We start from the raw sequence: 22,687 nt of genomic DNA, 5'->3' as shown, positions 1-22,687 counted from the left end.
CGATCCACGCGGCGATCGCGAAGACCGGCATGCATCCGGGCGTCTTCAGCCTGATCCAGGGCGGCCGGCGCGATGTCGGCACGGCGCTGGTCACCCATCCGCTGATCCGGGCGGTGGGCTTCACCGGTAGCCTGGGCGGCGGTCGGGCGCTGTTCGATCTCTGCGCCGGCCGGCCCGAGCCGATCCCTTTCTTCGGCGAGTTGGGCAGCGTGAACCCGATGTTCGTCCTGCCCCGGGCCGCCCGCGCGCGCGGCGCCGAGATCGGCCGCGGCTGGGCCGGCTCGCTGACCATGGGGGCGGGGCAGTTCTGCACCAATCCCGGCATCGCCGTGATCGGGGCGGGGCCCGCGGGCGACGCCTTCGTGGCGGCCGCGACCGAGGCCCTGGCGGCGGTCGCCCCGCAGGTCATGCTGACCGAGGGCATCGCCGCGGCCTATCGCGACGGCCAGGCCCGGTTCGAGGGCCGCAACAGCGTCACCCCGCTTCTGTCGACCGAAAGCCACGGGCGCCAGGCCAGCCCGAACCTCTACCAGACCGACGCGCAGAGCTATCTGCAGGACCACGCGCTTGGCGAGGAGGTCTTCGGCCCGCTGGGCCTGGTGATCCGCGTGGCCGGGACGGACGAGATGGAGCTGCTGGCGCGCGGCTTCGAGGGCCAGCTGACCGCGACCCTGCACCTGGACGAGGGCGACGCGCCCGAGGCCAGGCGCCTGCTGCCGATCCTCGAACGCAAGGCCGGCCGGGTCCTCGCCAACGGCTTCTCGACCGGGGTCGAGGTGGCCGATGCCATGGTCCATGGCGGCCCCTACCCCGCCAGCACCAATTTCGGCGCCACATCCGTCGGAACCCTCTCCATCCGACGCTTCCTGCGACCGGTCTGCTTCCAGAACATCCCAAATAACATCATGCCAGACGATCTGGCGTAAACTACGGCGCGAACCTGGCTGATGGTGTCATGCAACCTGCGGGCTGGAACGGCACCCGTCCGATTTCAGGCCAGCTTCTTTGGCTCGGGGCACTTTGACGGGAAGATTGACCGGCTGTGGCCGCGCGGCGGCGCCTTGATCTGTTTTTCAGATCCTGCTCAGGGCGCCGCCGCGATCATCAGGCGGCGCCGGAAATATCCGCGCCCCCAGCGGCCGGCTACAGCGCGCGAAACTCGCCAGCGATCTCTGCCGCAGCCTTGCGCAGCAGGCCCTGATCGGACGAGACGATAAGCGACGCGATGCCGCGATCGAACAGCGCTCCGGCTTCTGCCGGGTTATCGGCCAGCATCAAGACCGGTTTGCCGTGGCGACGCGCGGCCTCGAGAATTCGGTCCACAGCCTGCACCACGATATCATCGTTCCGCGTCCTGGCACCGAAGGCCACGGTCAGATCGCCCCTGCCGATGAAGATCGCATCAAGGCCATCGACGGCCAGAATTTCATCGAGATGGTCGAGCGCGGGCGGATCCTCGATCATGGCGATCGCGGCGATCGCTGCATCCGAGGCGTCGATCTGTTGCCACATGGACGACGAGCCATAGCCGCCGGCGCGGGTCACGCCGGAAAACCCGCGGCGACCGGATCGGTATCGGCAGGCCGAGACAAGGCCGCGCGCATCTTCAGCCGTGACGATATGCGGCGCAAGGATGCCGGTGGCCCCGACGTCAAGTGTAGAGAGGATCAGATCGGGCGTCGGTTGCGGCACGCGGACGACGCCGGCAACGCCTGCGGCGCGCGCGGCCAGCATCGCGATATTCAGCGCCTGGCGGTCGAACGGGCCATGCTCCTGATCAATCACGACAAAATCGAAACCGGTGCCGCCGAAAATCTCGATGGAGGACGGATCGGTCAGCTTGATGAAGCTGCCCAGCATCCGGTCGCCCTGCGCGATCCGTTTGCGCATGCCGGGTTTGACGCTGTTCATCGGCCTGATCCTTCTTTCGGTTTCATCTGGTTTGCTGCCAAGGGGCGGCAGTCAGCCTATGCCATCAATTCGTCAAGCGCGGGGCCGGAACTCTCGATGAGATCAAGCAGCGGCTGCACGCGAGGCGCACTCCCGCCCGTGGCGGTGAAGGGCAGGGCTTCGCGCACAAAGGCATGCAGCGCACCCGTGACCCGGCCAAGCGGGCGGCGTCCGCGCAGGTCCACCGCCTGCGCCGCGACCATCATTTCCATCGCGATGATCGACCGGCCAAGATGGGCAAGTTCGATCGCGCGCCGCGCGCCAAGCGCGGCAAGCGAGGCGCGGTCCATCACGCCGTTGGAATGGCTTGAACTGGCAAGTTCGCCGGCGAGCGGAACGGTCAGAAGGCGCGCCTCGGAGGTGATGGACTTGTGGAACAGCGCCACGCCGTTGAAGCCGGGCGCACCCACGCCGTCATCCTCGATCAGGCTGGCAGGCAGTCCCGACCAGATCGCATCGACCAGCTTGGCAACCCGTTCGGCCGAACTGGTCAGAAGCGGCGCAAAGCCAAGGCGTGCCACGTCCAGCGCCATGCACAGCGCCACCATGTCGAAATTCGCCACCGCCGCCAGGCCGCCATCATTCAGCGAGATGACCGGGTTACCCTGGCTGGCATTCAACTCGCGGATGATCTGCCCCGTCGCGAAGGTCATATTGTCCTGCGCCGTGCCCTGCACCATCGGCAGCGAACGAAAACACAAGGGATCCTGATGATTGCGCGGCCCGTCGGCGTCGAGAATGTAGCTGCCGTCGAGATAACGCCGGATGGATCCGCCATGAAGGCGCAGGCCATCGAACGGGCGCGATTCCAACGCGATGGCCGAAACGATGGAAGGGTTCGCCGCATAGCCCTCCATGCTGAGCGCGCTGGTCAGCGTGGACAGGCGCAGCAGCCGGTCGAGGTCGATCACCGCCAGCGCCGCCATCCCTGTCGACATGGCGCTGGAATTGAGAAGCGCGAGCGCCTCGCCCGCGGCCAGTTCGGCATCGCCGAAAAGCGCAAGCCCGATATCGGACATCGAAGACATGTCGCTCTGTCCCATCGACCCCCAGACATGCATGTCAATCGGCGTATCGGCATTGATCGCCTCGGCGATGACATGCGCCAGCAAAGGCCGCGCCCCCGTCCGGCCGCTGGCCAGCGAGTTCAGCAGGGCCAGAAGCGTCGCCCGCACGGCATCGCGGCTGGCGACGGGACCGTGGCCGGCATTATGGGTTCTCAGCAGGCGGCGATTGAACTCGGTGGCATTGCCCTGGTCGATGCGGGTCGTGGTTTTGAGGCCGACGCTGGTGGTCGCGCCATAGATCCGCTCGCCACGCGCGATGGCGGTATCCAGAGCCTGACGGCCGCGCTCCATCTGATCGATCGCGGTGGCGCCGATGGCCACCCGCCTGCCTTGCCGCGCGACCGCGTCAATCATCTCCAGCGTAAGATTGTGCCCGGTAACTTCGACGATCATGTCCATTCAGGCCCCTCCCGATGCCCGCCCGTTTCGGCAGGCTTTTCAGTGCCGAAAGGCTAGGACGCAGCCTGTCAAAAGGGAAATGCAGATCGGCACCGTTTCATTGGCTGAAACGATCGGTCAGCAAGTGTAACCTCGGCAGGTCGGTCGCGGAAGGGTCTGCGCGCCGAGTTCCAAAAATCAGGGCCGAGATCATGGCATTCGCTCCCGTCCAGGCGGTCACCAAGGCGCTGTCGGTACTGGCCGCGTTGAATCGCGGCGGCCTTTCGACGGTCGGGGACCTGCACGCCAGGACCGGCATCCCCAAGCCGACCATCGTGCGCCTGTTGCAGACGTTGATCGCCGCCGGTTATGTCAATCAGGACGAGAAGACGCGCGGCTATCAGGTCACCTCGGCGATCGAGCAACTGAGCGCCGGCTTCCATGGCGCCCCGATGGTCGTTGAGATGGCGCGGCCCTATGCCGACCAGCTGACCAAGGATATCCTGTGGCCCTGCGCGATCTGCACGCTGGATCTGGACGCGGTGATCGTGAATTACAGCACCATCCCCGACAGCCCCGTTTCGCCCTTCCATGCCTCGCTCGGGCGGCGGCTCAGCCTTGGCGGCCGAGGACTTGGGCGCGCCTATGTCCACTTTTGCCCGCCGAAGGAACAGCAGATCCTGCGCAATATCATGCGGTCCTCGGAGGATCCGGAGAACTATCTCGTCGATGACCGGAATTTCGCGATGACCGTCGCCCAATCACGCGCCCATGGCTATGCCGAGCGGGACGAGCGCCTTGAGCCGCGCAACTCGGGCACCATCGCCATGCCGATCCGGCTGGGTGAGCGTGTCCTGGCGACCTGCGGGGTCACCTATTTCCGGTCGGCCCTGAAGCAGAGCGAGAGCCGAAATGCGGTCATCGAGGCGCTTCGCGCGACGGTGGAGCAGATCGAGGCCCGGCTGGGCGCGGGCGGCTATCCGGTCAGGCCGGACGGGCCGGGGAACCTGTAAAGCCGCGCCGGATTCTCGACCAGGATCCGGCGGGCAAGCGCCTCGTCGGGGACCCAGTCCAGGAATTGCTGCAAAAGCCCTTCCACGGTCGGGGGTGTTCCGGGATAGCGCACGAAGGGGTTGTCCGTGGCCCAGATGAGGCGCTCGGAATTGGCCTCGACAAGGTCATCGTGAAACGGGCGCAGCACGTCGTAATCCGTGCCCGCGACGCGCCGGCAGATCGCCAGCTTGACCCAGACCGCGCCGTCGCGCAGCATGGCCAGAAGACGCTGAAAATCCTTGTGCTCGCGGCCGGCCTCGACATTGAACCCGGCCATGTGGTCCAGAACGACGGGAATTTTCGTCCGCTCGATCACCGGCCACTGGGCGAGGATATCCGCCAGCGGGCCCCAGATCTCGGCATGCATTCCGAATTCGCGCAGCAGCGCCCCGAACCCGCCTTCCAGATCGGACATGGGGACGGTACCCGGCATCCGCTCTCCGTTCGGCAGACGGGTCTCGACAAAGCGCAGGGCCACGATGCCGGCCCAGGTTATTCGGGAAAGCGCTTCCGGGCTGGTCGATTTTCCGGCGACACCGACACCCCGCGCCCGCCCCCTCAGGGTTGCAAGCGACGCTTCCAGCAATGACAGATCGTCGGCATAAGGCGTCGGCTGCACGAGGACAAAACGCGAGACCGAGGCGCGGGCGGCGCGCTCGAGCAGTGAACTCACCGGCGCGAAGGGCGGCTCGTAGGCAGGCTTGATCGGCATCGGATAGCGGTTCCTGTCCTCGAAGACATGAACATGGCAGTCGGTGATGTTGCCGATCGCCTGCGCCCGCTTGGCTGTTTCTGCCCGGTTCATCCGGCTCTCCCGTCGCGTTTGCGGCGCTCAGGCCGGCTCGCGCGGAGCGTAATCATCCGCGTTGTGAACCCAGCCCTTGGCGATGAAGTCCTCGCGCGCCGGCGCGAAGATGTCGATGAGGATATGCTTGCCTTCACCGACGCCCTCGGTCGTGTGGACAAGTTCCGGTGGGATGATCAGCAGGCTGTCGGCGCCCGCGTCGATATGCTGGTCCTCGCGCCAGGTATCGGCATCCGGCCCCCAGGGTGTGCGGATATGGTGGATGAACGTGCCGGCGATGGCGAGCGAACCCTGTTCGAAATCGGTATGGGCATGGGGCGAAAGCTTCTGGCGGTTCCTTGGCCCGTCATATTCCACCCAGTTCACGCTCATCGTCGCGGTGCGCAGGAACTTCAGGCGCGGATTGCCTTCCGGAAACGGCACCTCGTCGATCGGGTAGATGCGCAGCCCGGTCTGGCTTTCCCCGGAGGTGGCGGAACTCGCGCTGACCGGACGCACGCGCGCGTCGGGTGTGGCATAGTCGGCCGCATTCACGGCATGGCTCCGATCCGGGCCGGCGCCGGTGGTCAGCGCATAGGCCGGCTCGGGTCCATCAAGCTCCAGCTCCGTCGTGCCCTGCGGCGCGATGACCAGCGAACGCGGCGGAACCCGATGCGCGGCCTGCCCGATCCGGATGGTGCCGCCACCGCCCGGCAGGATGAACAGCACTTCCTCGGCGCTGGTGATCGCGCTGGTCTGCCCGGGCGCGGGGTCGAAACGGTGCACCGTGAAGTTCTGCCCGCGGATCACGGCCGGGGACTGCTGCGCCTGAGCGAAAAGGGACAGGTTGGCGGGGCGAAGTGTCATGGCGGAAACCCTCAATAGGTGCTTTCGTTCGCGCGGCTGAACTGGCGGGCAAGCTCGAATGTCGGCTGCGAGATGGCGTATTCGGCGCCGCCGAGGCGTGTCACCGGCTGGGCACGCTCGGTCAGGAAACGGCCATCCTTGTCAAGATAGTCGGGATGCAGATGCATGCCGACGACCCGGCCGAAGGTGACATTGACCTCTGGCTCGTTCGACTCGCCCTTGATCCGGACCGTGTCGATCACCTTGCATTCCAGCGCTGCCGGGGAACGGGCCACGCGCGGCGGCTTGACAAAGCGGCTGGGGGCCTTTTCCAGCCCGGCATGTTCGAACTCGTCGACGCCGACCGGCAGCGGCGCCGAAGTCATGTTCATCTCATGGACGAGGTCGAAGGTGACCAGGTTGAAGACGAATTCGCCGGTCTCGCGCACATTGCTGAGCGTGTCCTTCGCCGGCCGGTCCTCGGGCGTGTTGCAGGAGAAGACCAGCACCGGGGGATCGTTGGACACGATGTTGAAATAGGAAAACGGGGCGAGATTTGTCTTTCCGTCCGCATCAACCGTACTCATCCATCCGATGGGACGGGGTGCGATGATCGCGTTGAATATGCCCCGCTTGAAATTTCCCGTCGCAATGTCGATGAAGATCGGGTCTGAGGTGTTCATGGTTCAACTCCAAAGAAAATCCAATAATCCGGCTGATCGGCACCGCGGGCCTGACCCGCGCCGGGGCCCTAGAGCACCCGGCCGAGGAAATCCCGTGTGCGCTGCGAGGTCGGGTTGGCGATCATTTCCTTCGGGTCGCCCTTCTCGACGACCACGCCGCCGTCCATGAAGACCAGCGTGTCGGCGACTTCGCGCGCGAAACCGATTTCATGGGTAACGACCACCATCGTCATGCCGCCCTGCGCCAGATCCTTCATGACCTCCAGCACCTCGCCCACCAGTTCCGGGTCCAGCGCCGAGGTCGGCTCATCGAACAGCAGCACCTTGGGCTTCATGGCCAGCGCGCGCGCAATGGCCACGCGCTGCTGCTGCCCGCCCGACAGGTTGCGCGGATAGACATCGCGCTTGGCTTCCAGCCCGACGCGCCGCAGCAGTTCCAGCGCATGTTCGCGCGCCTGCGCCACCGGCTCCTTGCGCACCCGCACCGGCGCCTCGATGAGGTTTTCCAGCACGGTCATGTTGGGGAACAGGTTGAAGTGCTGGAACACCATGCCGATCTCGGCCCGGCGCTGGCAGATCGCGCTGGCGGGCAGTTCGTGCAGCGTGTCGCCCTGCAGCCGGTAGCCGACGAAATTGCCATCGACCAGGATCAGGCCGCTATTGACCTCTTCAAGGTGGTTGATGCAGCGCAGGAACGTGCTCTTGCCCGAACCCGAGGGGCCGATGATGCAGGCCACGCTGCCCTTGCTGACGGTCAGGTCCACGCCCTTCAGAACCTCCAGCGGGCCGAAATTCTTCCGCACGCCCGCGGCATGGATCATCGTGTTCGGGTCAACCCCGAAGCGTTCGAAATGGTTCATGACCGCGACCTCCTGCGGAAGCTGAATAGCTGGGATGCGATCGAGTTCAGCAGGCTGGGCTTGGCCTTTGCCTCGTCACGCGAGAAGTGGAATTCCAGATAGCTCTGGCCGACCGTGGTGACCGAGACGATGGCGAGATACCAGGCCGAGGCCACCAGCAGCAGCGGGATCGTCTCGAAGGTGCGGGCATAGATCGACTGGGCGGAATACAGCAGGTCGCCAACGGCGATCGTGCTGACCAGCGAGGTGGTCTTCAGCAGGTTGATCATCTCGTTCCCAGTCGGCGGAATGATGACCCGCATAGATTGCGGCAGGACGATCCGGCGCATCAGCAGGCTCGGCTTCATGCCAAGGCACAGCGCCGCCTCGGTCTGGCCGCGGCCGACGGATTTCAGCCCGTTGCGCACGATCTCGGCCATGTAACCCGATTCCTGCAACGACAGGGCGATCACAGCCGCGACAAAGGGCGTGATGATATCGTTGGTGGGGATCGAAAAGACCATGCCATAGAATGGTATGAACAGCCCGATCTGCTTGAACAGCAGCGCCATGTTATACCAGAAGATCAGCTGCACCAGCGCCGGCATCCCGCGGAAGAACCAGACGAACAGGTTCGCCGGAACCGAGAGCAGCCGGCTTGGCGAGATGAGCATGAGGGCGACCAACGTCCCGCCGACACAGGCCAGCACCATGATGATCGCCGTCAGCACGAGCGTCATCACGACCCCTCTCAGGATCAGCGGGTCGAACAGATAGCGACCGACGACCGGCCACTGGAATTCCGGGTTGGTTGCCACGGAATACAGCAATGCCAGAACGAGGACGAGGACGATCGCCACCGCGACGTTGCGCCACGGGTGGCGCAAAGGGGCAATCGTCAGCTGCTCCACGTCCTGAATGCCCGTATGAGCGTGTTTAGAGATGTCTGTAGCCACGCACAAATCCTCCCTTGATTTTGGCCTGACGGATCCTGGCCGTGCCGATACCGACCGCCTTCGGCGGCCCCTCGCCTCCCGGGGGCACGGCCTTCCGTCCTGTGGTCGAGTAACCGTCTCGCTTGGTCTTGACGCGCTTCCAGACGCAGGACCGGAAGCGCCTTCGTGTCCGCTGCGTCAGTTCTGCAATTGCGACATATCGGAATAGACGACCGACTCGGTCACGGCGGCGGCGCTCATCCCGTATTTCTCCAGGATCGTCGCGTAGGTGCCATCGGCCATCAGCGCGTTCAGGGCGGAGGACAGCATCTCGCCCATGGCGCTGTCGCCCTTGCGGATCGCCAGGCCGAGCGGCGCCGGATCGATCGGATCGCTGGCGACGACGTTCTTGCCGTTCGTGGTCGCCTCGTAATACCCCGCCGAGGTGGCGTCATCGAGGCGCGCATCCACGCGGCCGGTCAGCAGAGCCTGGATCGTATCCTTCTGATCCGGGAAGATCTGCTTTTCGATTGCGGCCAGGCCGCCTGCTTCACAGTCTGCGCTCAGCCGGTCGGCAACGGCGTCGGCGGCATTGCCATTCGCGACCGCGACCTTCTTGCCGCAGATGCTGAGCGGGTCGGCAAGACCGTCCTTGGTCTCGGGAAGCCCGACGATGACGGTCCCGGAGCTCATGAAGCCGACAAAATCGACCTGCTCCAGCCGCTCGGGCAGAATGGTGTAGCCGGCCCAGCCGATATCCGCCCGCTCCGAGACCAGCGCGGGAATCTGCGCCTTGAAGGGGATCGTGACGATTTCAAGCTCGACCCCCAGCAGCTTGGCGACGGCCTGCGCCATTTCGACATTCATGCCGGCCGGCTGCCCCTTCTCGTCGACGAACTGCATCGGTGCATAGTCAAGGCCGCTGGCAATCGTCAGAGTACCGTTGCTCTCGACCTTTTCCGCCAGCGGAATGCTCTGCGCATTGGCGCCGCCGGCGACGCCAAGGGCAAGGGCAATGGCACAGGCCAATCCGGTTCCACCCGATCTGATCATTTCTTCCCCCCAGTAATACGGCTTCCTTGAGCGAAAGCCGGTTTGTGCAAAGCCACTGCCATCGCAAGCAGCAATGGCATCCGTATTGTTCCATGTCCGTTTCTGATAAACGGCGGCAGGGACCACGAGGATCCTACGCAACAAGGATATTATGGCAGGTGCTCGAGTTGCGGCAACGGGATGTCAGAGCCATTTCACCTGTTGAAACAAACTGGCCTGGTCGCAGGCCTTGGCTGTGCCGGCCAGCCGCTGTTCGGGGGTACGCCCGGAATTCGGCCCGCTCCGGCTGATTGCCGTCTGCGTTTGGCGCGGCCATCTTGGCCTCGTGCCGCCGACGGCAAGGCTAACCCCGCTGGGTGATGGTGCCGCCATCGATCCGCCGCAGCGAGATTTCCAGCCTCGCCTCGGCCGCCGCGATCTCGGCAAGGACGCGGCGCGTATAGGCCATGTGATCCTCGGTCGCGCGCGCGGCGGCGGCGGGATCGCGGGCCATGACCGTATCATAGATGGCGCGGTGCTGATGGCGCAGAACCTCGCGCACCTCGGCGCGGGCATACAGCTTTTCGCGGTTGTGGAACACGCCCTTGCGCAGCATCCCCGACAGGGCGCGCATGACCTGCAGCAGCACGATATTGTGGCTGGCCTCGTAGACCGCGACGTGCAGATCGATATCGGCCTCGGCCTCGTTGCGCGCATCGGCCTCGTCATGGGCGCGGTCGATCCGCTCCATGCAGCTGGTCAGCGTGGCGCGGTCAATGTCATTGGCGCGCACCGCCGCAAGGCTGGCCGCGAATCCCTCCAGCGTCCCGCGCAGTTCCAGATAGTCGCCCACCACCTCCTTGCGCGAGGACATCAGCTCGATCAGCGGGTCGGTGATGCTGGTGGCCAGCGGTGCGACGCTGCGCGCGCCCCCGGGTTCGGCATTGATCAGCCCCTTGTCTTCCAGCATCCTGATCCCCTGTCGCAAGGTCGGGCGCGAGACGTTCAGGCGCAGCGCCATCTCGCGTTCGGGCAGCAGCGGATCACCCGGCCGCAACGAGCCCTCGAGGATCAGATCCTCGATATGGCGCGCGGTGCTTTCCGCGGCCGAAGCGCCCTTGTCGACTTCCCTGCTCACACCAACCCCCGCGCCCCTGTTTCGGACATCAAGCCTAACCGAGCCCACCCAGAAGGACAATGAATTTTCCATTTGACATATGTGGTAAAATTAATTTACCAATCATGAAATTGAGGTCAATGCGATTCTCGGGCGATGATGGAGGTCGGCCCGGCCTGTCGGATCGCAGAACCGCATTCAGGGGGGCGCTTGTGACATCGACCGAAAGCACTGAAATTCCGCGGGACCGACTGGTGGAGCGGTTGCGCCAGATCGTCGGCGCCGCCGGTGTCCTGACCGCGCCGCGCCGGACCCGCCGCTATACGCGCGGTTTCCGCTATGGCGGCGGCCCGGTGGCGGCGGTGGTCTGCCCCGGCTCGCTGGTCGAGATGTGGCGCGTGCTGAAAACGGCCATCGCCGCTGGTCGCACCGTGATCCTGCAGGCGGCGAATACCGGGCTGACCGGCGGCTCGACCCCCTGGGGCGAGGATTACGACCGCGAGATCGTGCTGATCAGCGTGATGCGCCTGAAGGGTGTCCATCTCTTGTCGGGCGGCGAGCAGGTGGTCTGCCTGCCCGGCGCCACGCTGGACACGCTGGAAAAGCGCCTGCGCCCGCTGGGGCGCGAGCCGCATTCGGTGATCGGGTCCAGTTGCATCGGCGCCTCGGTGCTGGGCGGGATCTGCAACAATTCCGGCGGCGCGCTGATCCATCGCGGGCCGGCCTATACCGAAATGAGCCTCTATGCCGAGATCCGGGCCGATGGCTCGGTCGCGCTGGTCAACCATCTGGGGCTGGACCTGGGCGACGAGCCCGAGGAAATCCTGACCCGTCTGGAGGCGGGCGACCTGCCCACCCCGGCGCCGACCGATGCCTGGGCCTCGGACCGCGAATATGCGACCCATGTGCGCGAGATCGACGCCGAGACACCGGCCCGCTTCAATGCCGATCCGCGGCGGCTGCACGAATCCTCGGGCTGTGCCGGCAAGCTGGCGGTCTTTGCCGTGCGGCTGGACACCTTCGAGGCCGAAAGGGACACGGCGGTCTTCTATGTCGGCAGCAACGATCCGGCCGAACTGGCCGAGATCCGACGCCATATCCTTGGCCGGTTCGACAACCTTCCGATCGCGGGCGAATACATCCACCGCGATGCCTATGATGTCGCCGCGAAATACGGCAAGGACACCTTCCTGTTCATCCGGAAGGCCGGCACCGACCGGATGCCGGCGCTGTTCAACGCCAAGTCCCGCACCGATGCCCTGACCGAGCGGCTGGGGCTGGGCGCGACCCTATCCGACCGGATCGCACAGGGGATCGCCGCGCTGGCGCCCCAGCACCTGCCGCGGCGGATGAACGATTTCCGCGACCGCTATGAGCATCACCTGCTGCTGCGCATGGGCGGGGACGGCATCGCCGAGGCCCGCGACTATCTGGGCGGGCTGTTCCCCTCGGCCGGAGGCGACATGTTCGAATGCACCCCGGACGAGGGCAAGGCGGCCTTCCTGCATCGCTTTGCCGTGGCCGGGGCGGCGGTGCGCTATCGTGCCATCCATGCCCGCGAGGTCGAGGATATCGTGGCGCTGGACATTGCCCTGCGTCGCAACGACCGCGACTGGGTTGAAAGCCTGCCGCCGGAACTGGACGCCAAGATCGCGAAAAAGCTCTATTATGGCCATTTCTTCTGCCACGTCTTCCATCAGGATTACGTGGTGAAGAAGGGCCATGACTGTCTGGAGGTCGAGCACGAGATGTGGCGGCTGCTGGACCGGCGCGGCGCGGAATACCCGGCCGAGCACAATGTCGGCCATCTCTATCATGCCAAGCCGGAACTGGCCGGCTTCTACCGCTCGATCGACCCCACGAACAGTCTCAATCCCGGGATCGGTCAGACCTCGAAATGCGCGCATTGGCATTAGGCCCTGCGCCGGAACGCCCGCCCCGCAGGGGCGGAACCCTTGAAATTGAAAATTGAACGGGGTGCGACTGCCCCGCCTGAGGAGGAGGAAAGATGGCTGGTTTTGTGACCTTCTGCCTGGCCCTGCTGCCCATCGCCACGGTATTTCTGCTGCTGGTGGTGCTGGCACGTTCGGCCAAGTTCTCGATGCTGGTGGCCTATGTGGTCACGGTTGCAACCGCGCTGCTGGTCTGGGGGACCGAGCTGAACAAGGTGCTGGGGGCGACGGTCAATGGCGCCGTCACCGCGGTCAGCCTGCTCTATATCGTCTTCGGCGCGATCCTGATGCTGTACACGCTTGAGGAAAGCGGCGGCATCCGCGCGATCCGCAACGGCTTTACCAGCATCTCGCCCGACCGGCGGGTGCAGGCGATCATCATCGCCTGGCTGTTCGGGTCGCTGATCGAGGGCGCCTCGGGCTTCGGCACGCCGGCGGCCATCGCCGCCCCCCTGCTGGTCGCGGTCGGGTTTCCGGCCATGGCGGCGGTCATGGTGACGCTGATCATCCAGTCGACGCCGGTATCCTTCGGCGCGGTCGGCACGCCGATCCTTGTCGGCGTGAATACCGGGCTTTCGGGCCAGCCGCTGGTCGAGCAGACCATCGCGCCGATGGCCTTCCCCGACTACCTGTTCGAGATCGCGGTGAAGGTCGCCACCATCCACGGGCTGATCGGTTTTCTGATCCCGCTGATGCTGGTCGGGATGCTGACCCGCTTCTTCGGCGCCAACCGGTCTTTCGCGGAAGGTTTCCGAATCTGGAAATTCGCGCTGTTCGCCGGGCTGGCCTTCACCATCCCCTATTACATCATCGCGGTGTTTCTGGGCCCCGAATTCCCCTCGCTTCTGGGCGGCATCATCGGATTGCTGATCGTCGTCCCGGCGGCCAAGCGCGGTTTCCTGATCCCGACCGAGGTCTTCGACTTCCCGCCGCGCCGGCAATGGGACGACGCATGGGTCGGCAAGCTGGACGATCTCGAGGATCACCGCGCAGGCCAGCCGATGATGCCGCTGCTGAAAGCCTGGGCACCCTATGTCTTTGTGGTCGCGCTGCTGGTCCTGACCCGCACGGTCGCGCCGGTCAAGGCATGGCTCACCTCGCCGCAGACGACGCTGACCTTCGAGAACCTGTTCGGCTCGGGCATCACCTCGAAGGTTCAGGTCCTCTACCTGCCGGGCACGGTCCTGATCCTCGCCTCGCTGTTCACCCTGATCCTTCACCGCATGTCGGGGCGCGACTATGTCCGGGCGCTGCGCTCGTCGGGCTCGACCATGATCGCGGCGGCACCGGCGCTGCTGCTGGCGGTGCCGATGGTGCAGGTGTTCCTGAACTCGGCCTCGGACAGCCTCGCCAGCATGCCGATCGTTCTGGCCGAGGGCGTCTCGGCCGCGGTGGGCGAGGCCTGGCCGATGTTCGCGCCGCTGATCGGCTCGATGGGCGCCTTCGTGGCCGGATCGAACACGATCAGCAACATGATGTTCTCGCTGTTCCAGTTCTCGACCGCCGAGCAGATCGGTCTGGGCGCGGCGGGCGCCGGTACGGTGGTGGCGCTGCAGGCCATCGGCGGGGCCGCCGGCAACATGATCTGCGTGCATAATGTCGTCGCCGCCTCGGCCACCGTCGGCCTCGTCGACCGCGAGGGCGAGTTGATCCGCAAGACCCTGATCCCGATGTTCTACTACATCATCCAGGGCGGGCTGATCGGCTTTGCGCTGCTGGCCGGAGGCTTCAACATGTGGTGGATCGCGGCGGTGATCTGGGCGGCTGCGGTGCTGTTCGTCATGTCGCGCAACCGCGGCCCCGCCCCTGCCCCCGTTCACAGCTGAGGTCGCCATGTCCGGACAGCCAAATCCTCGGGTCGGTCTTTTCGTGACCTGCCTCGTCGATGCCATCCGCCCACAGATCGGCTTTGCCACCATCCAGCTTCTGGAAGAGGCCGGCTGCGTGGTCGAGGTGCCGCAGGGCCAGACCTGCTGCGGCCAGCCCGCCTTCAACAGCGGCGACGATGCCGACGCGGCACATCTGGCCCGCCAGACCATCGCCGCCTTCGAGGGCTACGACCAAGTCGTGCTGCCCTCGGGCTCCTGCGCGGCGACGATGGTGCATGGCTATCCCGAACTTCTGGCGGGCGACCCGGTCTGGGCCGCCCGCGCCAGGGCCTTCGCGGCAAAGACCCATGAGATCACCAGTTTTCTGGTCGATGTCATGGGCTTCCGCCCCGATGGCCGCAGGCTGAGCGCCTCGGCCACCTATCACGACAGTTGCTCGGGCCTGCGCGACCTGGGCGTGGCGGCCCAGCCCCGCGCGCTGCTGGCCGAGATCGACGGGCTCGAGATGCGCGGGCTTGAGGGCAACGATGTCTGCTGCGGCTTCGGTGGTACCTTCTGCGTGAAATACTCGTCCATCTCGAACGCCATCGTCACCGAGAAGGCCGAGGCGATCGAGAAGACCGGCGCCGATCTGCTGCTGGCCGGCGATCTGGGCTGCCTGATGAACATGTCGGGCAAGCTGCACCGGCGCGGCGCGAAGACCCGCTGCTTCCACACCGTCGAGGTGCTGGCCGGCCTCGCCGACGGCCCGGCCATCGGCGAGGAGGATCGGGGATGACCGCCGCGCAACCATCCTTCAAGGCCCGGGCCGAGGCCGCGCTGGCCGACCGCACGCTGAAGCTGGCCATCGACCGCACCACCGGCAATGCGGAACGCAAGCGCGCGGCGGCCCTGGCGGCCTTTCCGGAATTCGAGGCGGCCCGCGCCCGCGGCAAGGCGATCAAGGACCACGTCATCGCCCATCTCGACCACTATCTGGAGATGTTCGCACGCAACGCCACCGCCTCGGGCGCGCAGGTCCATTGGGCCGCGGACGACGCCGAGGCCCGCGCCATCGTCACCCGCATCTGCCTCGACGCAAAGGCGAAGATCGTCACCCGCGCCAAGTCGATGCTGGGCGAAGAGATCGGCCTGCCCCATGCGCTGGCCGACGCCGGGATCGAGCGGGTCGAGACCGATCTCGCGGAACATATCATCCAGCTTGCGGGCGAGCATCCCTCGCACATCATCTGGCCCGCCATGCACCGCACCCGCGAACAGGTGGCCGACCTGTTCCGCGAAGGCCACAACCCACCGCCCGAAGCCGAGGATCCGGCGACCATGGTGCAAAGTGCGCGGCGCGTGCTGCGGGAAAAGTTCCTCGGCGCCGATATCGGCATCTCGGGCGCGAATTTCCTCGTCGCCGATACCGGGGCCACCTGCACCGTCACCAACGAGGGCAATGCCGAACTGACCACCACGCCGCCGCGCATCCATATCGTGACGGCGGGGATCGAGAAGATCGTGCCGTCGACCGCCCATGCCATGGCCCTGCTGCGGTTGCTGGTGCGCTCGGCCACCGGGGGCGAGTTGACGCAATACACCACCTTCCATTGCGGTCCGCGCCGTCCCGGCGATGCCGACGGCCCCGAGGAAATGCATATCGTGCTGGTCGATAACGGCCGCACGAAGATGCTGGCCGACGAGTTCCGCGAGATGCTGCGCTGCATCCGCTGCGGCGCCTGCATGAACCATTGCGTCGTCTATCGCCAGATCGGCGGGCATGCCTATGGCGGCACCTATCCCGGCCCGATGGGTTCGGTCCTGACGCCGGTGCTGGACGGGCTGGCGGGTTCGCGCGATCTGCCCCATGCCTGCACCATGAACGGCCGCTGTCAGGAGGTCTGCCCGGTCGGCATCCCGCTGCCCACGCTGTTGCGGGCATGGCGCTCGCGCGGCTGGCGCGAAGGGCTGGAACCCGGCGCGGTGCGCGCGGGCCTGGGGCTCTGGGCGCGACTGGCCCGGCGCCCGGCGCTCTACCGGCTGGCCAGCCGCATCGGCGTGCGGGTGCTGCGCCTGTTCGGCCGGGGCGGCTGGATCGGCAGCCTGCCGCTGGCCGGGGGCTGGACCGGATACCGCGACCTGCCCCGCCCGCCCGGCCGCACCTTCATGGAACAGTACCGCGCCGATCAGGCCCGAAAGGAGGTCCGCAAATGAACCCCCGCGACCGTATTCTTGCCGCCATCCGCGATGGGCTGACCACGCCGCGCCCCGAACCCGAGGCCATCGCCGCCGAGGCCGTGGCGCTGCTGGCAGATCCCGATCAGGCCCGTCCGCGCCTTGCCGCGCCGGATCTGGCGGAAGCGTTCGGCATCAAGGCCACGGCGCTTGGCACGACGCTGGAGCGGGTGGCGCGGCTGGCCGATATCCCGGCGGCGGTCGGGCGCTATCTTGCGGCCCACGGCCTGCCGCCCGGACTTGCGCTGCAACCGACGCCGGCGCTGACCGATCTGGACTGGAACGGCGTCGCCGTCCATCAGGGCATCGCCCCGGACGAACCTGCCGCCCTCGGAATGGCGCTTTGGGGCATCGCGGAAAGCGGATCGCTGGTGATCCATTCCGGCCCCGAGACGCCGATCCTGCTGTCCTTCCTGCCGCTGCATCACATCATCGTGCTGCACGAGGCGGATCTGCTGCCGCATCTCGAGGATTACACGGCGCGCATGACCGGGCAGGCTGCACCGCGTAACGCCATCCTGATCACCGGCCCCAGCGGCACCACCGATATCGAGGGCAGCTATGTCCGGGGCGCCCACGGGCCGGGCTACCTGCATGTCATCCTCGTCACCCGGCAAGGATGACCGGGCAGATTTGGCGGCAGTCCGGCGCCGACAGCACATGGGCGGGGCGACGCGCGCGACCCGCCCTGATGTGTCGGCCTATTCGCGCAGCCGCCAGCCGGTGGCGAAGATGCGGCGGATGATGGCGAAGCAGATCCCGACCATCAGCGCCACCGCGATCAGCGACACGCCCACCGGCACATCTGCCAGCCCGAAGAACGACCAGCGAAAGCCCGAGATCAGGTAGAGAACCGGGTTCAGCTTGGCCACCGCCGCCCAGAAGGGCGGCAGCATGCTGGCCGAGTAGAAGGCGCCACCCAGAAAGACCAGCGGCGTGATGACCATCATCGGCACGATCTGCAACTGCTCGAAGCTTTTCGCCCACAGCCCGATGATGAAACCCAGCAGGCTGAAGCCAAGTGCAGTCAGGAACAGGAAGGCCAGCATCCAGAACGGGTGCAGGATATGCACGCCGACGAAGAAGAAGCTGGTGCCGAGGATCACCAGCGCGATCAGGATCGCCTTGGCCGCGGCCGCGCCGACAAAGCCTGCGGTGACCTCGATCCAGCCCACCGGCGAGACCAGATATTCGTAGATCGTGCCCGAGAATTTCGGGAAGAAGATGCCGAAGCTGGCATTGGCGACCGATTGCTGCAGCACCGTCAGCATCATCAGGCCCGGCACGATGAAGGCACCATAGGCGACGCCGTCCACCGACTGGATGCGCCCGCCGATGGCCGCGCCGAAGACCACGAAATACAGCACCGTCGAGACCACCGGCGAGGCCAGCGACTGCCAGATGGTGCGGAAAAAGCGCATCATCTCGTGATGAAAGATCGCCCAGACACCGGGCCAGTTGATCGCCGCGTTCATGCCGCGTCCTCCGCCTTGCGATCCGCAATCAGCGACATGAACACCTCTTCAAGGCTGGACTGCTTGGTCGAGACATCGCGCACGGTGATCCCCTGCGCCGCCAGATCGCCCAGCAGCCGGGCGATGCCGGTGCGCGCCGCCCGTGTGTCATAGTCATAGGTGACGGCGCGACCACCCTGGGTCAGCGTCAGCCCGCGCCCGGCCAGATCGGCCGGGATCGCCGCCAGCGGCACATCCAGCTCGATCGTCAGATGCTTTCTGCCGAATTCTCCCATCAACTCGGCCTTGGGCTTGATGAGCAGAAGCTGGCCCTTGTCGATGACGCCGATCCGGTCGGCCATTTCCTCGGCCTCTTCCAGATAATGCGTGGTCAGGATGATGGTCACGCCGTCGCGGCGCAACTGCTCGACCACCTGCCACATCTCGCGCCGCAGGGCGACATCGACGCCGGCGGTCGGCTCGTCAAGAAACAGTACCTTCGGCCGGTGCGACAGCGCCTTGGCGATCAGCACCCGGCGCTTCATGCCGCCCGACAGTTCCTTGGTCACGGCGTTGCGCTTGTCCCACAGCGCAAGGCTGCGCAGGACCTGCTCGATATAGGCATCATCAGGCGGCTGGCCATAGAGGCCGCGGGTAAAGCGGACGCAGTTGATGACCTTCTCGAACGGCTCGAGCGCGATCTCCTGCGGGACCAGCCCAATCAGCCGCCGCGCCGCGCGCCAGTCGCGGCGGATGTCATGGCCGCCAACGCGCACGGTGCCGCCGGTCGGCACCACCAGCCCGCAGATGATCGAGATCAGCGTGGTCTTGCCGGCCCCGTTCGGACCCAGCAGCGCCACGATCTCGCCCTCTTCGATGGACATGCTGACATTGCTCAGGGCTTTTGTGCCGCTGCCATATTGTTTCGACAGATCGTCGATCTCGATGATCCCGGCCATGTCCCGGCTCCTCGTCCCGACAGGTCCGGCACGGATGCGTGCGCCATGGCCTGTTCATATGTGATGTTTCCGCCGCAGGGTCACGGTCAGGGCAGCCGCCAGTGCCAGAAAGGCAAAGGCGCCGACGCCGAAGGCACCGGAATAGCCGAGATAGGCAACCAGAGGCTGCGATGCCAGAGGCGACAGGAACTGGCCCAGAAAAATCGCCGCCGTGACCAGCCCCGACACCAGCCCCCGGTGGTGCCCGGGCGTGACGTTCAGCGCCGTGGTGATGAAGGTCGGCATGCACAGGCCCAGCCCGGCGCCGATCAGCGCGGTCGAAACCATGGACAGCGCCAGCGAATGCCCAAGCGCCAGACCGGCAAAACCCGCCCCCATGGTCAGATAGCCCGAAACCGGGGTGCCGATCCGGCCCAGCCACTGCCGCAACCAGCCCGAGACGATCGACATGACCGCAGCCGCCAGCATCATCGCCGCCATGACGAAGCCCACGTCGCGCGGATCGGTGAGGCCCTCGGCCTGCAGCAGATAAGGCAGCTGCGTGGGCACCGCGTAGAAGATGACGAAGGTCAGCCCGGCCGCGACCGACATGATCGCCACGGTCAGCTGCCATCCCGGCTCGGCCCCGTCGGCCTGCGCCGCGGCCCCGCCTTCGCCCGCAAACCGCGCCGGTTCGGGCAGGACCGCCGCCAGCGGCGGCAGCAGAAGCGCCGACAGGCCATAGATCGCGAAGGGAAGTCGTGCGTCAGTTGCGGCCAGAACCCCGGCAAGGCTGACGAAGACCAACCCGCCCAGATTGACCGCAGCCATCTGATAGCCCAGCAGCCGTCCGCGCGCCGGGCCATGGAAATAGTCGCCGACCAGCGCCGCCTGCGAGGTCATGACCGCCGCAACGCCCAGCCCCAGTGCCAGACGGCTGGCCAGGATCGCCTCCAGTGAATCGAGATACAGCCCGGCGGTTCCGGCCACGGCATAGACGATCATCCCGATCAGCAACGGCTTGCGCCGGCCCAGCCGGTCGGTCAGCCCGCCCGCGAAGGGCGCGATGATGGCGACCAGCAGCGAGGGCGCGGTGATCAGCAACCGCGTCAGCATCGGCGCCTGCGGGTTGTCCGCGAAAATCTGCTGCAAACCCGGCAGCGATGGGGTGATGGTGGCGTTCGACATGATCGTCAGCATCGCCGCCAGCATCAGCCCCCAGGCCCGCGGATCGCGCAGCAGAGGATCCATCTCAGCCCTCCGCCTCTTCCTCGACCGGACGATCATAGGGGCGCGCGGCGCGGGCATCGGTCAGCGCGTCGGCCCACCAGCGCAGGCGATGCGCGAAGACCGCCATGGCGGCCTCGGCGGCGGCGGCATCCTCGGGGTCGGTGATGCGGCCCATCTCGTCAAAGCGGCGCCAGGGCGAGGCGAAGCTCAGCGTGTCGCGGATGGTGACCGTGTGCAGTTCGGCCAGGATCACGCGCAGCGCCTCGATGGCGCGCAACCCGCCCGAGATCCCGCCATAGCCGATCAGCCCCACGGGCCGCGCCCACCATTCGGCGGTGACCGAATCGATCAGCGTCTTCAGCGTTCCCGGCTCGGCGTGATTGTATTCGGGCGTGACGATCACGAAGCCGTCCGCCCCCACCATGCGCTGCCGCAACCGCTCGACCGCGGCCTTGTCGCCGATCTGGACCGGCAGCAAGTCGGGATCCGCCGGATCCAGCAGGACGGGCGCGAAACCATGCGCCGACAGCTGGCCCGTAACCCAGGCCGCCACCCGGTCATTGATCCGATCCTCGCGGATCGAGCCCAGGATCACCACGATCCGATTGCCATGCGTCATCCGGTCTTCCCCGTCATCCTTGTCATCCCGGGTGGTGGATCGCCTGCCCGGCCCCAAAATCCGTGATCGGGACGGCCCGCGCCCGCCCCGCGGCACCGGTTCCGCCCCCAGTTTCACACTGACCGCGTGGCCGATGCGCCTTCCTTCTGTCGCGCTATAACCGCTTCGGCCGCCCATTGCCATGAGCCCGGGGCGCCGGTGTCAGTCAGGGCGGCAATCTTGCCCGGTTGCCAGCCGGATCGCCGCGGGCCAATATCGCCCCACCCGACGCGCGGCCAGCCACGGCCCGCCCGCATCCACAGACCCTTGCGGCACCAGCCCGCCGAGGCCGCCATGTTTCCGATCCGCGACCACAACCCGTCCCGGTCCACCCCGCTTGTCACCTGGCTGCTGATCGGCGCGAATGTGGCGATGTATGTTCTGACCCTGCCGATGATGCAGGAGGGCGAGGCGCTTTGGGCGCAACTCGCCCTCTATCCGGTCGCGGTCGTGCATGGCGAGTATGTGGGAGGGCTTTTCACCCATATGTTCCTGCATGCCGGGCTGCTGCATCTTGCGGGCAATATGCTGTTTCTGTGGATCTTCGGTGACAATCTGGAAGAACAGATGGGCCATCTCGGGTTTCTGCTGTTCTATCTGGCGGCGGGCCTTCTGGCGGCGGCGGCGCAGATCGCGGCCGAGCCGCTGACCCCGGTCCCGATGGTCGGGGCCTCGGGTGCCATCGCCGGGGTCATGGGCGCCTATCTGCTGATGTTCCCGCGCGCCCGGGTCGATGTTCTGGTGATCTTCATCGTCTTCTTCAAGGTGTTCCCGATGCCGGCCTGGCTGGTGCTGGGACTCTGGTTGGGGCTGCAGCTGGTCGGCGGTTTCCGCATGTCGGGCGGCGAAGGCGGGATTGCCTATTGGGCCCATGCCGGCGGCTTTCTGGCCGGCCTGCTGCTTTGCCTGCCACTGTTCATCCGGCGCGGCGGTCCCGGTTTCTGGGCCCGCAATCACGGCCATCCACCGCATCCGGCGGCGATCTATTCCTCGACCCGGATCCCGCGTGTCAATCGCTGAGCGCGTCCGCGCGCATCCGCCCCGCACTCATATGCCGCTTCGAGCCGAAACCCGGTCGCCGCTCGACCTCGAAGCCGGCCGCCTCCAGCGCGCGCCGCACATGACCGGCGGCGGTATAGGTCGCGAAACTCGCCCCCGGCGCGCTGTGTCGCCCGACCTCGGCCATCAGCGTCCCGGACCACATTTCGGGATTCCGGGCGGGTGAGAACCCATCAAGGAACCAGGCATCCGCCCGGCCCGTCCACGCCGGCAGGGTCTCGCGGGCATCCCCGACGATCAGCCGCAGATCGACCGGCCCCACCTGCATCCGCCCCTGCCCCCAGCCGGCCCGCAGCTGCGTGGCCAGATCGGCCAGTTCGGGAAAGGCCGCATGCGCCTGGGCCAGTTGCGCCAGACTCATCGGATAGGCCTCGAAACTGGTCATGATGACCGGAACCGGCGCCATGCAGGCCAGGGCGAGGCAGTTCAGCCCGGTTCCGAAACCAAGCTCGGCCACATGGAACCCGGGCACCAGACGCTCGGGCAGGCCATTGCCCTCAAGAAACACATGCCGGGTTTTCGCCAGCCCGCCGGCAAGGCTGAAATAGGGATCGTCGAAACGGGTCGAGACCGGCACTCCGCCTGCCCGCCATCCCAGCCGTGGCTGGCCCATCCCGCCACAATCCGCTACGTCGCCCATGCGGGCAGCTATGCGGGGACGAGCAC

The 22,687-nt window shown here is 66.3% G+C and carries 22 protein-coding genes; 8 read left to right on the top strand and 14 right to left on the bottom strand.

Annotated features, from left to right (window positions below):
- Window positions 1-926, top strand: a 926-nt coding sequence (locus KNW02_RS13215; protein ID WP_216033750.1) for an aldehyde dehydrogenase family protein, incomplete at its 5' end; no start/stop codon positions are given.
- Between the two features lie 217 nt (window positions 927-1,143).
- Here KNW02_RS13215 and KNW02_RS13210 read toward each other — a convergent pair.
- Together KNW02_RS13210 and KNW02_RS13205 are read right to left on the bottom strand one after the other, a co-directional pair.
- Window positions 1,144-1,911 carry an HpcH/HpaI aldolase family protein gene (locus KNW02_RS13210; protein WP_216033749.1) on the bottom strand — a complete coding sequence of 256 codons (768 nt, stop codon included), beginning with the start codon at window positions 1,909-1,911 and terminating at the stop codon, window positions 1,144-1,146.
- Window positions 1,912-1,967: 56 nt separating this feature from the next.
- Window positions 1,968-3,416 carry an aromatic amino acid ammonia-lyase gene (locus tag KNW02_RS13205; RefSeq protein ID WP_216033748.1) on the bottom strand — a complete coding sequence of 483 codons (1,449 nt, stop codon included), beginning with the start codon at window positions 3,414-3,416 and terminating at the stop codon, window positions 1,968-1,970.
- A 191-nt stretch (window positions 3,417-3,607) separates the two neighbouring features.
- On the opposite strand from KNW02_RS13205, the gene KNW02_RS13200 reads away from it, so the two are divergent.
- Window positions 3,608-4,408, top strand: coding sequence for a helix-turn-helix domain-containing protein (locus tag KNW02_RS13200; protein WP_216033747.1), 801 nt, complete (start codon window positions 3,608-3,610; stop codon window positions 4,406-4,408).
- On the opposite strand, the gene KNW02_RS13195 is transcribed toward KNW02_RS13200, so the two are convergent.
- From KNW02_RS13195 to KNW02_RS13165, 7 genes are all read right to left on the bottom strand, one after another.
- Entirely contained in the window at window positions 4,372-5,253 is an 882-nt protein-coding gene (locus tag KNW02_RS13195; RefSeq protein ID WP_216033746.1) for an amidohydrolase family protein, read from the bottom strand. The genes KNW02_RS13200 and KNW02_RS13195 overlap by 37 nt on opposite strands.
- 27 nt (window positions 5,254-5,280) lie before the next feature.
- Complete coding sequence (locus KNW02_RS13190) at window positions 5,281-6,099, bottom strand: cupin domain-containing protein (RefSeq protein WP_216033745.1); 819 nt, start codon at window positions 6,097-6,099, stop codon at window positions 5,281-5,283.
- 11 nt (window positions 6,100-6,110) lie between these two features.
- Window positions 6,111-6,761 (bottom strand): flavin reductase family protein, encoded by a 651-nt coding sequence (locus KNW02_RS13185; protein WP_216033744.1) that lies wholly within the window; start codon window positions 6,759-6,761, stop codon window positions 6,111-6,113.
- Window positions 6,762-6,829: 68 nt separating this feature from the next.
- Window positions 6,830-7,582: an amino acid ABC transporter ATP-binding protein gene (locus KNW02_RS13180; RefSeq protein WP_216033754.1), complete on the bottom strand. Its 753-nt coding sequence runs from the start codon at window positions 7,580-7,582 to the stop codon at window positions 6,830-6,832.
- Window positions 7,583-7,617: 35 nt separating this feature from the next.
- Window positions 7,618-8,556 carry an amino acid ABC transporter permease gene (locus tag KNW02_RS13175; protein WP_348524730.1) on the bottom strand — a complete coding sequence of 313 codons (939 nt, stop codon included), beginning with the start codon at window positions 8,554-8,556 and terminating at the stop codon, window positions 7,618-7,620.
- A gap of 177 nt (window positions 8,557-8,733) precedes the next feature.
- A complete protein-coding gene (locus KNW02_RS13170; protein ID WP_216033743.1) occupies window positions 8,734-9,714 on the bottom strand; it encodes an ABC transporter substrate-binding protein in 981 nt (326 codons plus the stop codon).
- Window positions 9,715-9,931: 217 nt separating this feature from the next.
- Window positions 9,932-10,705: an FCD domain-containing protein gene (locus KNW02_RS13165; RefSeq protein WP_216033742.1), complete on the bottom strand. Its 774-nt coding sequence runs from the start codon at window positions 10,703-10,705 to the stop codon at window positions 9,932-9,934.
- A gap of 233 nt (window positions 10,706-10,938) precedes the next feature.
- Between KNW02_RS13165 and dld the strand changes: the two genes are divergently transcribed.
- The 5 genes from dld to KNW02_RS13140 all read left to right on the top strand — a co-directional run bounded on the left by dld (window position 10,939) and on the right by KNW02_RS13140 (window position 17,305).
- Window positions 10,939-12,600 carry a D-lactate dehydrogenase gene (gene dld / locus KNW02_RS13160; RefSeq protein WP_348524729.1) on the top strand — a complete coding sequence of 554 codons (1,662 nt, stop codon included), beginning with the start codon at window positions 10,939-10,941 and terminating at the stop codon, window positions 12,598-12,600.
- A 92-nt stretch (window positions 12,601-12,692) separates the two neighbouring features.
- Entirely contained in the window at window positions 12,693-14,462 is a 1,770-nt protein-coding gene (locus tag KNW02_RS13155; RefSeq protein ID WP_216033740.1) for an L-lactate permease, read from the top strand.
- A 7-nt stretch (window positions 14,463-14,469) separates the two neighbouring features.
- Window positions 14,470-15,243 carry a (Fe-S)-binding protein gene (locus tag KNW02_RS13150; protein WP_216033739.1) on the top strand — a complete coding sequence of 258 codons (774 nt, stop codon included), beginning with the start codon at window positions 14,470-14,472 and terminating at the stop codon, window positions 15,241-15,243.
- Window positions 15,240-16,661, top strand: a complete 1,422-nt coding sequence (locus KNW02_RS13145) for a lactate utilization protein B (protein ID WP_216033738.1) — start codon at window positions 15,240-15,242, stop codon at window positions 16,659-16,661. Before KNW02_RS13150 ends, KNW02_RS13145 begins: the two co-directional genes overlap by 4 nt.
- Window positions 16,658-17,305, top strand: a complete 648-nt coding sequence (locus KNW02_RS13140) for a LutC/YkgG family protein (RefSeq protein ID WP_216033737.1) — start codon at window positions 16,658-16,660, stop codon at window positions 17,303-17,305. The genes KNW02_RS13145 and KNW02_RS13140 overlap by 4 nt, the downstream gene beginning before the upstream one ends.
- A gap of 78 nt (window positions 17,306-17,383) precedes the next feature.
- On the opposite strand, the gene KNW02_RS13135 is transcribed toward KNW02_RS13140, so the two are convergent.
- Genes KNW02_RS13135 through KNW02_RS13120 form a run of 4 tightly spaced genes read right to left on the bottom strand, consistent with a single transcriptional unit; the run spans window position 17,384 to window position 20,923 of the window.
- Entirely contained in the window at window positions 17,384-18,157 is a 774-nt protein-coding gene (locus tag KNW02_RS13135) for an ABC transporter permease (protein ID WP_216033736.1), read from the bottom strand.
- Window positions 18,154-19,095 (bottom strand): ABC transporter ATP-binding protein, encoded by a 942-nt coding sequence (locus KNW02_RS13130; protein ID WP_216033735.1) that lies wholly within the window; start codon window positions 19,093-19,095, stop codon window positions 18,154-18,156. Before KNW02_RS13130 ends, KNW02_RS13135 begins: the two co-directional genes overlap by 4 nt.
- Before the next feature lie 54 nt (window positions 19,096-19,149).
- Window positions 19,150-20,325, bottom strand: a complete 1,176-nt coding sequence (locus tag KNW02_RS13125) for an MFS transporter (protein WP_216033734.1) — start codon at window positions 20,323-20,325, stop codon at window positions 19,150-19,152.
- Between the two features lies 1 nt (window position 20,326).
- Window positions 20,327-20,923 (bottom strand): NADPH-dependent FMN reductase, encoded by a 597-nt coding sequence (locus tag KNW02_RS13120; RefSeq protein ID WP_216033733.1) that lies wholly within the window; start codon window positions 20,921-20,923, stop codon window positions 20,327-20,329.
- Window positions 20,924-21,256: 333 nt separating this feature from the next.
- Here KNW02_RS13120 and KNW02_RS13115 point away from each other — a divergent pair, with 333 nt between their 5' ends.
- Window positions 21,257-21,982: a rhomboid family intramembrane serine protease gene (locus KNW02_RS13115; protein ID WP_216033732.1), complete on the top strand. Its 726-nt coding sequence runs from the start codon at window positions 21,257-21,259 to the stop codon at window positions 21,980-21,982.
- Here KNW02_RS13115 and mnmC2 read toward each other — a convergent pair.
- Entirely contained in the window at window positions 21,972-22,661 is a 690-nt protein-coding gene (gene mnmC2 / locus KNW02_RS13110; protein ID WP_252733831.1) for a tRNA (5-methylaminomethyl-2-thiouridine)(34)-methyltransferase MnmC2, read from the bottom strand. The two genes, KNW02_RS13115 and mnmC2, sit on opposite strands and share 11 nt — an antisense overlap.
- Window positions 22,662-22,687 lie beyond the last annotated feature (26 nt).

This window comes from Paracoccus marinaquae, assembly GCF_018860165.1.
GTDB lineage: Bacteria > Pseudomonadota > Alphaproteobacteria > Rhodobacterales > Rhodobacteraceae > Paracoccus > Paracoccus marinaquae.
Note: the sequence above shows the minus strand (reverse complement) of the source record. Positions and strands in the feature narration are given on the sequence as shown.